The organism is Amedibacillus dolichus DSM 3991 (genome assembly GCF_000154285.1).
GTDB classification, from domain to species: Bacteria; Bacillota_I; Bacilli_A; order Erysipelotrichales; family Erysipelotrichaceae; genus Amedibacillus; species Amedibacillus dolichus.
Window position 1 is genome coordinate 183,714 of sequence record NZ_DS483475.1, and the last position, 13,808, is coordinate 197,521.

Genomic DNA, 13,808 nt, shown 5'->3' on the forward strand with positions numbered 1-13,808 from the left:
TCAGCATCCTTTTTTATCCATTCTTTTTTCAATACTTATCAATCTTGTTTCGTGATTCGATTGAATATGCTTTACTTCATATAGCTCATTATTCAATTTTTCAATACTATTACCTTGCTTTTCGATTGTCTTTAGGGCTTGCTCCAATATCGTATTTAGCCTTGTAATGTTCCCATTTAATTTTAAAACGGGAGCAGCTACCGCAATGAGCGGAACAAGCCACGTTATCAACCCGCCTAACACTTCTAAATCCTGCACATTACTCACCTACATGATTGCAGTTTTTAGCTGGCACTCTATATTGCAGAGCTCTTTCACTATCTGCAATGCCTTCGGTATTGGGGTCAACAACGATGCCGAGAATAGATAACACCGCAAACAAAGCATTTACCACAGCCAGTAGCTTATTTCCTAAATCTCCTAAATCAAGTGTAAAACCAAATACAGCAGCGATCACTTGAATAAGTAATAGTACAGCTGGAATCAACGTAATCCAAAATTGCTTATTTTTAATGCGTACCTCCCAGTTAATGTTATTCATTTCCTTTTCCTCTTTTCTAGCTAAGTTTAATGTCGTTCTAGGACATTAAATAAGACACCCTATTCGAGTGTCTTATTTAAGCATTGCTACAAGTTCGTTGTATTGATCTTGTGTGATACGATCATTCATCAAGAACACGTCCATCTTCATTTCTGTATCTTCAATGTATTCTTGTGTAAGCTGTCCTCTTTTTTTCTTTGCTTCGATACTTCTACATAGCATTTCAAATGTTGTCATTTCATTTTCCTCTCTTTCTGTTAAATTCCTAGCTCCAACATTGACAATCTGTAATCAATGTCAATATTAATATCGTTCTGTGTTTCCTCAAAGGTAGCCGCCGGAACAGGTGTCGGATAGTGCTGCTTTTTTTCTTCCACGCTCCATTCTACAAAATCATCATGGAAATTTGGCTTGCCCTGTTCATCATACAGAGGCTTTCCATGCTTCTGCATTACATAATCGCCGTTGCCAGCATGACTATAAAGGTATCTATCGCCATCTTTCCAACGGTCTATCTCTTTCCACTCTTTCAAATCATCAAGAAATATATTTGAATCAATGGCAATAACAGAACCCTGTTCATCGTATTTCGCATATACAATCAATTCAATATCCATATCCACCCTCCTAAATCGGCTCACACGTTAAAAAATTGATTCCTCTAACCGCATAATTCATCTTGGGATCTACACTTAAACCGCTTGAAGTGATTTCTATTCTCACATAACCACCGATATACATTGACGAAATAATAGTGGTGTTTTTAAATTTTCCTGTATTGTCCATAACTTGAATATTCGATGAGATCAGTTTAGGGTTTCTAATCATGTTCGGAGCATATACGTAAGCATACAATCCGCCTCCTATCATTTTTTGGCATGGTATAAAATTTTCTCCGCTGCAAATCGGCAATAGAGTAGTCTGACATCTTAATAATTCGATATCATAGAGTTCTTTCACATGATGAAAGGCAGCATCTCCCTCAAATAGATCGATGTACTCAATTTCAACACTTGAACCGGTGTTTATATATATAGCTATATTTTTCATATTAGCGGCTGTAAAAGTAAATGTATTACGGCCATTTTTAAGGTTTCCGATTTTGATTACAGAACCTCCTTCTTGTTCATAATGCAAACTTACACTCCCCTTAATATTTCTGACATTTAAGGCAACCGCATATTTTCCTTTTCTCAAAAACCCGAACTTTTGTTGAAAGTAATGACCGGCAGTATGTAAATTTTCTACTTTCACCCAGCCATCACTCAAGACACTAACTTTCAATATACTTGCCAACCACATATCAACGGTATGTCCCGATTTGTTAGTGTAGTCATAAATGTTCTGCCCTCGTTGGTTTACTTGAAAATCATTATTTAATAATAATTGTTTAGTGTTTATCCCTTCCACCATATCTGCCGATGTTCTAGGGAACAACACATCTCCTTTATCCGTTTCCAACTGTCCTTTTAAAATGCTCATGACGCACCACCTTAATTTATAACCTTAAAAAACAATTTTCTTGATGTTGCGCTTTCAGGTGTAGTTCCTACTTTGATAGAACCCCCCGGATCTCCCTTATCTCCCTTTGCTCCTGTTGCCCCTCGAGGACCCGCTGGTCCCGTTGCTCCTTGAGCGCCTGTCGCGCCTTTAGGACCTGCCGGTCCTTGAATGCCTTGCTCTCCTTTAGGACCAGCCGCACCCGGATCTCCTTTTACTCCTTGTAAACCACGAGGTCCTTGAGGACCTGTTAAACCAGTTGCACCGGATAAGTCTGTGATATACGTATATGAAGAAGCACCTTTAACATATAATTTAGCGTTATCCGCATCATTCACATTGCCTGTGTCAATCATTACAAATTGCCCTTGCTTTACTCCATCGCTTGCAAAACCTGCGTTCATTGCACTTACAGAGGCATACGTCTTTGCGATTTTAAACGCTTCTCCTGCCGGTCCCTGCGGTCCTTGTACTCCTTGTGGTCCTCGTTCGCCAGTACTTCCTTTAGCGCCTTGAGGACCTTGCGGACCGGTTTCCCCTTTATCTCCCTTTGCTCCTGTTGCTCCTCTTAATTCTCCTGCGTCATATTTTTGCTGAAACGTCTTTCCGTCTGAAAAGCTTACGCAATCCGCACTTGTTAATGGATCTACATCTCCAATAACTTCTCCGCTCGATTCATTCAATAGCTGAATTTGTACTTTTTGTTTTGCCATTTTCTAATCCTCACACTTTCTTAAGTCCCATATTCGGACTCACTCTTATTTCATTATTAAAACCACTTTCGACTCTATCTGTGGTATTGAAATATAATCTACCTATTTTTCTTTCTTCCGGTGGTATATAACTATCTTCTTCCATTACGACAAATATGTCTTTCAAATCATTTACCTTATTATTCAGGCTATTTATTTGATTTTGTAAATTACCTGCTGCATCTTCTGTTAATTGATTTTTTATATCATCAAACCATTTTTTAAAATCTGCTTGTGAATTACTAATCCAAGACTTCATTTGATCGTCATACTGTTTTGTTGGAATTTTCGCTAAAGTATCAACAGCAATTCCGCATAATTCTTCATTAAGAATTGCATCTTTGATATCTGAATTTGTAATAGTTCCTACACCTGCCACAATATACACGTATTTAATAACTAATTCATACTCTGTCTCTGATCGTTTAGGTATATATTTTGTCGGTTCACTAGAAGGTGTCCCTTTTATAAGCTTCAACGCACAAGCGTTTGTCTCTTTATCATAACGAATAATAATTGCATCATACCGATTAAACAACGCATCTGCAACATCATGATTAAAAACCACATTATCTGTGTTCGCATAGACAACACCACCTAGTCCGTCAATCTGCGTTAATAAATATGCTACCCCTTTGCCGACAATCGTTTGCATTCCTGCTCCGGCAACCGTATGAAAATCATTACCAGTAACTTGCATGACGCCAACTGTTCGCCCTGCATGGAATAATCTCAAATCTTCCGCTAGATAATCTACATCATTAAGTGGAAAGCATTTTTGTGCCATTTTTTTAACCTCCTTCATACTCTGTAAAAGTCGCAACGATAGAATGCCCACTCTCGTCAATATCATTTATTTCAGAAATTCTAAACCATTTCGAGACATTATATTTAAGTGATCGTATTTTAACAATATCTCCTAAAAAATAATCTTTACCAAAAATAAATGATTCATTACTCAAATCAACATCACAAGAAAATTCTATAATACGTTCTTGCTCATCAAGTTTTAAATTCCCTCGTTGCTCCAATATTTTTTTATATTCTTCATCTGAGTATGTATGTGAAGAGCCGCTACTATCCACCCAAGTACGTTGTATATCTTTTGCATCTACATATATTTCATAGCGTTTTCCCTTTCCACTGCGGTCAACCTCAACTACTATCCGTTCTTTCCCTTCTCCTTCACCAGCTACATACGCATAATTTTTATATTTACTTATATCTTGTAAATATGAATTTATAACAACATTTCCAATATCTTCAGAAAATGAAACATCGTAATTCTTATCTCTTTTATAAATTTCCACCATATTAGAGTTTTGCTCTGTCATTATCATTTGATATCCACAGCCGCTAAGTTGGCAGACCTCATGAAAAGTTGCAGATAATTCTTGCCAAGTCGTCTCGATATCAACTTCTTCCACTATTCCTTTCGGCTTCATAGTAACTATATTTAAGCCACGCTTATTTTTGTTTACGAGAGCATATAAATCTTCTTCTACCTTTTTAATATGAGACGTTGTAGGATTGATGCGTTCATTCAAATTATCAAGGTATCCTCGTACTTCAACTTTTCCATTTTTGCAATTGACATATTTAATAAACCCAATGGTCTTATCATCGTTCCTCACAATACGATTTTCTTCTATTAAGTTTTTTAAATTTTCCTCATTTTCAATTGCATGAATTTCAAAAGTTCCGGTAGTATCGTACGCTTTTTTCCATTGAATAGATTCGTAATTTTGAAGAACTCCTATACGTCTGTTCCGTTGATCATAAATATAGTATTCCATATCAAACACCTGCCAAGGTTGTGCTGACAATAATACTTACTTCAAGCCCTTCGTAATTATTATCCGCTCCATAACGAACAATATTATCACCCGGATCAAGTTGCCAAAAAACAGAGACATCGGAAAGGTACGGAAATGCATTTATCTCTCTTCCATCTTTTGCGCGAATAAGAATTACTTTTTTTCTTCCGCTCAATGTACTAACTTTCAAAACATCACCGGTATCCAAAACAAAATCACTATTCATTTTAAGTATTTCTTGTGTTTTTATTTTTAATAATTCCGGCGATGTAACAGGAGTAACGGCTCTAAAAACTACAGTAAATCCGGTTTTTAATGTTCCGTTATTTTTGATATTTTCTATCATAAGCAATCGTCTTTCCGAAATCTTCCACGATATTTCATTTGAAAAAGAACGCGGAAATCGAAAATGTGAAATATAACTTGTAAAAGATGTTTCTTGCACCATTGTCATAGACCAAAACGGAAAAGGTAAATGAAATACGAATTGAAACTTTTGATATACTTGATCTTCAGATAAAATCGGAGTTCTTACAGGTGTTCCTTCAGCATATACATCTAAATTAATATCTTCATCGATTATGCGAATAGTAGCCATAAGACCAGGAGCTAGTGTATCAATCAATAAACGTCTATTTTCATAAGTTGCCTTGAAATCACCTTCAAACGTTATGTCCTTAGACTCTATTTTTTTATTTGTAGAAGTCGCACCGATTTGAGAATTACCAGAAACTTCATTAATTGCTATAGTGTTGGTCGATAAGCCATCTATAGCAGTAAAGCGAAACCCTGACTTTTTAGAAAATTCTATTTCTTTACCATATTCGTTTTTATATATGTATCTTCTCATTTCCTTTCCCACTCCATTCTCCTGATAGTATCTTGCATCTCTCTCGCAGCTTCACTTGGTTTTATAGGCCCGTTACCATTGAATGTTTGATGTACTTCGTATTTAACGGAATTATCATTCGTATTCGAAGAATACCCGCTTGCCGTATTTAAAGTATCAAAAGGTCGCATGTTTCTCATTCTAGCAGCATCTTCTAACATCTCTATAGCTTTTATATTAAAACCGGGCATTTTCTTGACTCCGTCAGACATAGTACTGATTGCAGTATCGGCAAAACGAATAATTGTTTTTTTAACAGTAGGTATGCTGTTATCTAACCCGACTGCATATCCCTCACCTGCCATTAAACCGATTTGATCACGCCATACACGCGATGGCGAATGTGAGTCTTGCGCTCTTTTAGCACTTTCGATTGCCGAATGAATGATATCCGCCGCTGCATTAGCGACTTTACCAACAGATCCCCATAGGCCATTCGCAAGTCCATCACCAGCTGATATACCAACACTATACATACCATCAGGAATTTTATTCAATTCATCTTTAGTCAATTTGGCAAGTTTTTTAGCTGCATCAGCAGGTAATAGTTTACCTGAAGTTACTCCATCGGAAATTTCTTTAGGAATAGCAATACCTGCAGCATCAGCTTCAGCAACCATATCATAATATGTTACTAAATCCTTCATCTGTTCTACAGCAGCACTTGGCTGAATTTTCCCGTCAAGTATAGCTTGGCTTAAAGATTCCGGAACCTTTATCCCTGCTGCACTGCTTTTAGCAAGTAAATCACTAAAAGTGATAAGATTATTCATTTGCTTTACTGCTTGTGATGGAACAATTTCACCACTGGTTATTCCTGCAGCAAACATACTCGGTAATACAATCCCTGCATCAGATGTTTTCTTCAGTAGGTCATCATAAGTAACTAATGACTTCATTTCTTCAACTGATTGTGGCAAAGCATATTTACCCTCAAGTATTCCACTTGCTACAGCTTGCGGTATCTTTATTCCTTGTGCTTTCGCATTCACAATCATTTCATCTAATTGTTTTTGAATACCTGCGGAATTTAATTTCGTTTGTGCATATTTTGAAGTATCATCAAATTCTTTATTTAGACCTTTTACCTTATTTTTATACTTATCAACAATCTCCCCGGATTCTTCATAAGCACTACGCAAGTCAGCTTCTGCATTGCTCGCTTTATAGTAAGCATCGGCTATTTCTCCATCAAAGGGTTTTCCAGCTTCTCTCCAAGCTTTTGCTGTTTTGATTGTTTCCTTCTTAGCTTCATTAAGTGCTTTTTCATTTTTAATATGTTGCTGTGTTGCTTTGTCTAATGCTATTTCAGCGCTAGCCATATCCTCAGCTATTTTTTGAAGATTTTGTTGAGCTGCTTTTGCAAGCACTAATTCTTTTTGTGCAGTAATATTCTCACGAATTGCCTCGGTAGACATATTCAATGCATCTTTCTCAGCATCATATTGAAGATTTAAATCCGGGAGTATGTTGTTCAATTCTTCAACATAATACTTCATCATTTCTTTTTCAGCATTAGATTTATTTTCCTTATTGCTCAACTCGTCCAACTTTTGACTAAGGATATCAGCTGATTCTATTTCCGCTTGTGATGAAGCCATTGCATCTTGGCGAGCTTCTTTATTGGTTTTAAACGTTTCACTCAGTTTTTCATATTCACTGATAATCTTTTCCGTAGCAAGCACGTTGGCATTAGTTTCTTCAATAGAATCTCTTGTCGCAAAAGAATATGCGACAATACCGGCACCAACTGCAGCAATGGCAGTAACCAAAACACCAATCGGTCCGCCTAAAGCCGTACATGCTGCATTCCAAGCTGTTGTTGCTGCAGTAGCTAAAGTAACTTTTCCGGTAAGTACCCCGACCGCAGCTTGCCCCAATGTCAAAGATCCTGCAAATTTCTTCCCTGCTGCTGTACTAGCTATTAATTTAATATTGTATAGATCAACTGCATCTTTCGCTGCCTTAAATGCTTTTACACCTTTTAAAACAGGATCGGCAATTTTCATACCAAGCATCGCTCCGCCAATTGCTCCTGCAGTAGTAACAATTTGCTTCCCATGATCTACAATAAAAGCAAATCCATCAATAACAAGAGGTATAGCATCAGTAGCTAAATCAATCGCCACTTCCGCCATAGTGCCAAGACCATCTGCACACGTATCTAAAGATTTAGATAGCTTACCGGATTCCATTTCTTTAGAAAGATCTTCAACTTTTTCTATGGAAGCTTGGACAGCTTTTTTCATTGGTTTTTCAAACTTCTCATATGCTTGGATTCCAAGACCCTCTAACGAACTCCCTAAAATGACAATCTGACCTTTCAAATTATCTTGCATAGTTTCTGCCATTTCTTGTGCTGCACCATCTGAATCGTTAATTGCAGATGCTAATTTGTTAAAATCAGATTCACTAGCATTTACTATTGCAAGAAGTCCGGACATAGCTTCTTGCCCTGCTATCATAGAAGCATATTGCGTTTTTTCAGTATCTGTAAGCTTAGCGAAACTTTCTCTCATTTCAAGCAATGTCTGTTTTAATGGTTTAGCGGAACCATCTGCATTTTTAATGCTGATATTCAACACTGCCATTGCTTCCGCACATTCATCGGTTGGCTTTGCTAGACGAGTAAACATTGAACGTAAAGCGGTACCTGCTTGCTCGCCTTTAATACCTGCATTAGCCATAAGTCCTGTTGCTAAAGCTACATCTTCAATTGAATATTTTAAAGCTCCTGCAAGTGGTGCCGCATACTTAAAAGTAGCACCCATCATCGCAACATTTGTATTAGAATTAGAAGATGCCTTAGCAAGTACATCAGCAAAATGAGCACTATCCTTTGCCTGCAATCCGAATGCGGTTAGAGCATCAGTAACAATATCTGAAACTAATGCCAATTCCTCTCCGGACGCAGCTGCTAAATTCATCACACCATCAATACCGCTGAGCATATCAGCAGATTTCCACCCAGCCATCGCCATGTATTTCATCGCTTCCGCAGATTCTGTAGCACTGAATTTAGTCTTAGCGCCCATTTCTTTTGCTTTTTCTGTTAATGCTGTTAATTCCTCACCTGTTACTCCGGAAATAGCCGATACTTTTGACATTCCTTCTTCAAAGTCTGCCCCGACTTTAATAGCATATGTACTTGCTCCGGCTAATGCCGTTGTTACGACCGCCATACCTTTAGCGGCCATATTTCCAATTTTTTCTATTCCTTTTTCTAGCCCGTTAGAATCTAGTTTTGTATCAAACTTTAATGATCCATCTACTGCCATACATTACACTTCCTTTCTTCTTGTGCATGTACGGCTCACAGGCTCACTAGTACATTTATTTAATTCTTATTTCAATAATTTCACGGCATTGTTTACACATCATATATACCCCTTCACAGTATGCCGTATTATCGTAATAAAAAAGTTTTTTTCCGCAGAAGGGGCATCGAAACCAGCGTTGTGTTATCGGTGCTTTTTTTATTTTCATTAAAATGCCGATGCAATATCTTCATCGGATAACTCTGCCGCAGGTATTGCTATTTGTCGCTGTATTTTCTGTATTTGCCTTCTTTCTTTTTTATCCTTTATTTCAGATAAACATATAGACCGGTAATAAATTCGTTTTTTTAATTCACATGAATCATTCAAAGCATTCAAAAGCGCATTAAATTTCCACCAATGCATGGACGTAGATAACAAATCAATACCGTAACATTCCATAAATCCGCCGATAATATAATCCTGATCATAAGTAAAAGAAAAAACATATCGTGATTTATTTTTCTTTTTTGTTTTCCGTTTATCATAGTAAATATTTCCTTGTAAAAATTGCATGACAGCGACAATCATAGATTCATAATCTTCAGGTATCGTTTCTTTAAAAACACCTAAAATTATATATCCTTTTTCTTCTTGCGTAAGTGTGATATCCTGCATTGCTTCATTCAAACCTAACCATACAGTAAAATCTGTATAAATAGGATAATTACGTCCACTTATAACAAGTTCATCAGGATAATTTTCCAGCAGAGCATTAAACATTAGTGAAAATTCCTTTTTTGCTGATTTCTTTTACCACTGTACTTATTCACTTTATTCATCATTGCTTGCTGCGTCTGCATGCGACAGCGTTTTACAAAACCAATAAAATCATCATAAGTCTTGTCATATAAACGAATATTTTTGCGTCCTTCAAAAATTTTATCCGCAGTCCCGGCTCCGAAAATATGATCATACATCTTATCGAATAACGCACAATAAGAACGTATTTCATCAGCTCTTGTGCCTTCTGTAGCAATATTTTTTGCATCTTCTTGAAGTTGCATTATCGCTTCCATATATCGATCCATTGTATCTGCATCATCAAAATCAAATGGTAGCTTCATACCATTTACTTCCCATTGGGGTATTTTAAATTGGCTCATAGGCACTCCTCTCTCTCTTTTATTTACTATGGCTCTTCTACTGATGTAACAATTTCACAAGTTTGCCATTCGTCTTTAGAGGATACTTCCACCTCTTCCATATCCGACTTTGATTTGAAGTTACCAGAATATGTATATGTATTTTCATCATCTCCATCAGAATCAGGAATGATTGCATATTCTCGTTTAATTCCTACGAAATTACCATCTTTTTTTCCTTTGCGAGTAAAATCAACATTGATAATAGTACGAATTGCATCATCTCCTACTTTTTCTCCATCGGTAATACCAATAATTTCTTCGTGCACCGGATCTTCTGTATACTGATCAAACCCATAGGCAATTGATGGTGAATACCCTGTAACGTCGGTATTTTCTCCCTTTTCATCAACGTATTTTCTAGAATATTCATTTGGGTTACTAGATCGGCTCATTGAAGTAAAATGCTTCATTCGATGAAATGTCGTTGTTAATTCTTTTGTACAGCCCATAAATGCTACTTTCTTTTCACGTGTTACTAATTTACTCATATACTAAATCTCCTTTAAATATAAAATTCTACATTGTATTTGGTATCTTGCTATTCCTTGTTCTGCGTCGAATAAATAACCAGGCGACAAGACCTCCATACTTTGTATTCCTTTAATACTCGGTAAATTTCCTTTTTTACTTTGTATTTCTATCCATTCTTCCAACTGTTCATAAAATCCACAAGCATTGATTTGATCAATTATATCCTCTGAATAAAACTCAGTTGATGTGAATGCAAAAGCTTGTTGTCGTAACGTGCCACCATCGCTATATTTCCGAACAACAGGATCAGCGACGGGCATGGTATCTATGGAATACTGTATTGGCTTTTCTCCGCTATAGTCTATATTCAATGCACCATCTTTCAAAAATGGGCATTTCCCAAAAAAGCTGCGTATTGCTTCAACCCTACTTGCTTGCAATCTTACCAGCTCCCTTCAAAATATCTTTTTTATGCTGCACTTTCATACGCTCAAACCATTTTGGCCCTCGCTGCGGTGCACCTTGATATGTCATAGTTTTATTTGTCAATCGTTTTGGCGCTCTTCCAACCATAAGTTTGCCATAATAATGATAACGTGCATAAGGGGTTCTATATTCTACCAAGCCGCTTCCTACATCTGTTGCTCGCATAACGGAACGTATCAACTCTTTACTGCGCATAGGTGTTAACGGATCGTTTAATCTTAATACCTCGCTGTCTACAAAAATCTGTGCCTTGTGATATGCTTTTGTTTTTGTCATACCAAAATCAGCTCGCCATTTTAACTGACATTGTATTTTTCCGTTTTTTGTATTTCTTTGATATGTTGTATTTTTAGGGGTTTTTATCATATACCGCTACACCTGATATGCCGACTATATGAATTGCTGTGAGTGTTATAAGTAACCGATTGGACTTCCATACTATCCGGATACTCATTACGCAACTCTCCAAGCGTTAATCCCTCAATTTCAGCTTTTCCGTGAATCAAAATATCTCCCTTTGCAATTTGCGGCACATCATCTCTTTTGATAAGCGGAATTCTGACCTTTACGATATCGGTAGTCGATACTTGCTTATCGCTTTGCACACATCGTTCTTCGCGAAACCATGAAACGTTTTCTATTAACGCTGTTACAATTTTATTTTGTCGAGTGTTGGCATCATATACTTTATGGCAATGAGTTACCAATTCCGTGCAGTCGAGCATAAGCACACACCTCCATAAAGCAACCCTGTGTTATTCAAATAACCAACAGCGATTAAGTATAGTTCTTTATTCATTTGCTCTATACTTTGCTTTTTTTCAAATGTAACAGAATGTCCATCAGTTGATTCACTAACAATTCCGGAAAAGTTTTCTTTGCTTTCTTCAAGGCTTATCTTTTCAGCCATATCACAGATACAATCACCTACTTCATCAGGCACGTTTTGCAAACAATCAATACGTCCAAAAGTAAAGCTCGACAACTTTCGCCGAGCTTTCTTTTCGTATCTTTTAAAATCTTCCTCATTAAGTATATTTCCGTAGTACTTTTCTTGGTAGTACTTATAAGTTATTGCTTCCATTATCCAACTAGCTTGCAAGCAAGTTCCGGATAAAGCAACTTAATGCCATAAAGGATATCTAAAGAAATATAATCTTTCTTAGTCTTTTGATCATAATCATATACAACGCGAATACCTAAACCATTATGCTGAATAACGGCAGCGTTTTTATTTCCCATAGGCAACTCTAATGGACGAGTTACTAAACAAATAGCATTTCGGTGGAACGCAAGAGAGTGATGCTTATTTACAATATAAGCTTTCATTGGACTATCCATTGTTAAATGCAATGGCATATCCAATTTTACTTTTGCAATAGCACCAGAAGCCGCTGTAGCATCTTCCTCTATACGATACATACGCCCATCAATAATAAGTCCGTCTCCTTTTTTCAAAGTTGCGTTTTCTGCTTTAGCCCCACTTACCGCAACTTCTTTGGCGTTTACTTTCCCTGTTACGTTACATTCTGTCATAGTCCCCGGTTTATCAGAGTAGGAATATGGCGCATTTTGATCCATATATGTATCAAGTGAATAAATCTTTCCTAATTCAGCATTGCGTAACGTATCGCCCGTACCTGCATACGAAACTTTAGATAAATTATCAGTAAGTGCATAACGATATTTATGCTCGGGGTTTAATACAAGACGTCGCATAGACATCGGAGCCTTATTAATATCCATGTGCTTTGCAATTTTTGCAATATCCTCTAAATTGGTTGGCTTTGCTGTTGCAGAAACACTATTCGTTACTTCGGCAACTGTATTTAATAAATCTTCGTCCATTGTTTGTGCAATGGCCATAAGTGCAGGCTGTAAAAACTGTTCGGAAAAATTTTTGATATCTAACGTCATTTCTTTGGAAGAAACCGTAAAAGATACATCGCGGAAATGATCCAGCTTTACTGATGTTTTACCCTCAACCGCATCTTGCACATTGATTTCGCCGGTGAAATTATGTGCAACAAATTTAGCAGGTTTACGAATAGAAATCGTATCGCCTACTCCTGCAACAAATTCATCATTATAATCACGATGAACCAAATTAGCCATTACTAAATTATTCTCTAGTACCATTAGCGCCTCTCGCGCAATAATTTGTGGTGTTAAAATTTCATTCATAATTTATATTCTCCTTCTTATTGTTTGCTGCGCCATGCTTTATATTCTTCCATAGACATTTTAGATGGATCTTTTTCTACAGGCGGTTTACCGTGTGGCATACCTCCATTTCCTCCATCATTTGTACTTTCAAACATATCTGCATAGCTCTCTGTTAATGTTTTACCGATTTCATCAATTCCTTTAACAGTATCATTTTCAATTTGTAACTTTGAATAATCAAACTGCGAGCGAATCAATGCTCTGTGTTTGGTCGGATGTGCATCAAGCCAAGCATCTATTGCATCACGCTTTTTCATATCTTCTTGTAATTTTGCAATATCAGCATCATACTTAGCTTTATTATCTGTAATTTGTGTTTTCAAATTTTCGATATCAGTTCCTTCGAATTTAGATGCAGCATCTTGAAGTGAGGTAATCGTATTGTTTGCTTTTACCAACTCAGCTTCTTTATCATCATATTTAGCTTTTGAAACATATTCTCCACTCGCTAAATTGGCCAATTTAACATCTTTGTTATCTTTTAGCTTCGCTTCAACTTGAGAATATAAGTCATCACCTAATAATTCTTTTAAAAATTCCATTTTTTCCTCCTGTGTTTTTTATATTCGGTTCTCTCCGCTAGGCAGCAATTTATATCCCGTGCAATTGGGTGCTTAAGTAGTTTATATGCCATTCCTTCAGGGCTACTTTAATCTTGTTC

The 13,808-nt window shown here is 36.8% G+C and carries 19 protein-coding genes; all 19 read right to left on the reverse strand.

The features are described from left to right. On the reverse strand, positions 1-258 hold the full coding sequence (locus EUBDOL_RS05770) for a hypothetical protein (RefSeq protein WP_040463262.1): 258 nt from the start codon (positions 256-258) through the stop codon (positions 1-3). 1 nt (position 259) lies between these two features. Further along, positions 260-541 (reverse strand): phage holin, encoded by a 282-nt coding sequence (locus tag EUBDOL_RS05775; protein WP_004799521.1) that lies wholly within the window; start codon positions 539-541, stop codon positions 260-262. A 72-nt stretch (positions 542-613) separates the two neighbouring features. Next, on the reverse strand, positions 614-778 hold the full coding sequence (locus tag EUBDOL_RS11450; RefSeq protein ID WP_004799522.1) for a hypothetical protein: 165 nt from the start codon (positions 776-778) through the stop codon (positions 614-616). Positions 779-798: 20 nt separating this feature from the next. Further along, on the reverse strand, positions 799-1,158 hold the full coding sequence (locus EUBDOL_RS05780; RefSeq protein ID WP_004799524.1) for a hypothetical protein: 360 nt from the start codon (positions 1,156-1,158) through the stop codon (positions 799-801). 10 nt (positions 1,159-1,168) lie between these two features. Next, complete coding sequence (locus tag EUBDOL_RS05785) at positions 1,169-2,023, reverse strand: hypothetical protein (protein ID WP_004799527.1); 855 nt, start codon at positions 2,021-2,023, stop codon at positions 1,169-1,171. 11 nt (positions 2,024-2,034) lie between these two features. Further along, positions 2,035-2,754: a collagen-like domain-containing protein gene (locus EUBDOL_RS05790; RefSeq protein ID WP_004799529.1), complete on the reverse strand. Its 720-nt coding sequence runs from the start codon at positions 2,752-2,754 to the stop codon at positions 2,035-2,037. Between the two features lie 10 nt (positions 2,755-2,764). Continuing rightward, a complete protein-coding gene (locus EUBDOL_RS05795; RefSeq protein WP_040463264.1) occupies positions 2,765-3,580 on the reverse strand; it encodes a hypothetical protein in 816 nt (271 codons plus the stop codon). A gap of 4 nt (positions 3,581-3,584) precedes the next feature. After that, positions 3,585-4,589 (reverse strand): siphovirus ReqiPepy6 Gp37-like family protein, encoded by a 1,005-nt coding sequence (locus EUBDOL_RS05800; RefSeq protein ID WP_040463266.1) that lies wholly within the window; start codon positions 4,587-4,589, stop codon positions 3,585-3,587. 1 nt (position 4,590) lies between these two features. Next, positions 4,591-5,472, reverse strand: coding sequence for a phage distal tail protein (locus EUBDOL_RS10965; protein ID WP_050750079.1), 882 nt, complete (start codon positions 5,470-5,472; stop codon positions 4,591-4,593). Then, positions 5,457-8,777, reverse strand: a complete 3,321-nt coding sequence (locus EUBDOL_RS10970) for a phage tail tape measure protein (RefSeq protein WP_004799536.1) — start codon at positions 8,775-8,777, stop codon at positions 5,457-5,459. Before EUBDOL_RS10970 ends, EUBDOL_RS10965 begins: the two co-directional genes overlap by 16 nt. 207 nt (positions 8,778-8,984) lie before the next feature. Further along, positions 8,985-9,539 carry a Gp15 family bacteriophage protein gene (locus tag EUBDOL_RS05815; protein ID WP_004799541.1) on the reverse strand — a complete coding sequence of 185 codons (555 nt, stop codon included), beginning with the start codon at positions 9,537-9,539 and terminating at the stop codon, positions 8,985-8,987. After that, complete coding sequence (locus tag EUBDOL_RS05820) at positions 9,539-9,922, reverse strand: DUF6673 family protein (protein ID WP_004799542.1); 384 nt, start codon at positions 9,920-9,922, stop codon at positions 9,539-9,541. The genes EUBDOL_RS05815 and EUBDOL_RS05820 overlap by 1 nt, the downstream gene beginning before the upstream one ends. A gap of 26 nt (positions 9,923-9,948) precedes the next feature. Then, complete coding sequence (locus tag EUBDOL_RS05825; RefSeq protein WP_004799544.1) at positions 9,949-10,452, reverse strand: hypothetical protein; 504 nt, start codon at positions 10,450-10,452, stop codon at positions 9,949-9,951. A gap of 3 nt (positions 10,453-10,455) precedes the next feature. Next, positions 10,456-10,875, reverse strand: coding sequence for a hypothetical protein (locus EUBDOL_RS05830; protein WP_004799546.1), 420 nt, complete (start codon positions 10,873-10,875; stop codon positions 10,456-10,458). Beyond that, positions 10,862-11,287, reverse strand: coding sequence for a minor capsid protein (locus tag EUBDOL_RS05835; RefSeq protein ID WP_004799548.1), 426 nt, complete (start codon positions 11,285-11,287; stop codon positions 10,862-10,864). Before EUBDOL_RS05835 ends, EUBDOL_RS05830 begins: the two co-directional genes overlap by 14 nt. Continuing rightward, positions 11,284-11,646, reverse strand: a complete 363-nt coding sequence (locus EUBDOL_RS05840) for a DUF6751 family protein (protein WP_040463270.1) — start codon at positions 11,644-11,646, stop codon at positions 11,284-11,286. Before EUBDOL_RS05840 ends, EUBDOL_RS05835 begins: the two co-directional genes overlap by 4 nt. Beyond that, the gene (locus EUBDOL_RS05845; RefSeq protein WP_004799552.1) at positions 11,622-12,005 is read right to left on the reverse strand and encodes a head-tail connector protein; all 384 of its coding nucleotides are present in this window, start codon (positions 12,003-12,005) and stop codon (positions 11,622-11,624) included. The genes EUBDOL_RS05840 and EUBDOL_RS05845 overlap by 25 nt, the downstream gene beginning before the upstream one ends. Then, positions 12,005-13,105: a P22 phage major capsid protein family protein gene (locus tag EUBDOL_RS05850; protein WP_004799554.1), complete on the reverse strand. Its 1,101-nt coding sequence runs from the start codon at positions 13,103-13,105 to the stop codon at positions 12,005-12,007. The genes EUBDOL_RS05845 and EUBDOL_RS05850 overlap by 1 nt, the downstream gene beginning before the upstream one ends. 17 nt (positions 13,106-13,122) lie before the next feature. Then, positions 13,123-13,689 carry a phage scaffolding protein gene (locus tag EUBDOL_RS10975; protein ID WP_004799557.1) on the reverse strand — a complete coding sequence of 189 codons (567 nt, stop codon included), beginning with the start codon at positions 13,687-13,689 and terminating at the stop codon, positions 13,123-13,125. Positions 13,690-13,808: the final 119 nt, after the last annotated feature.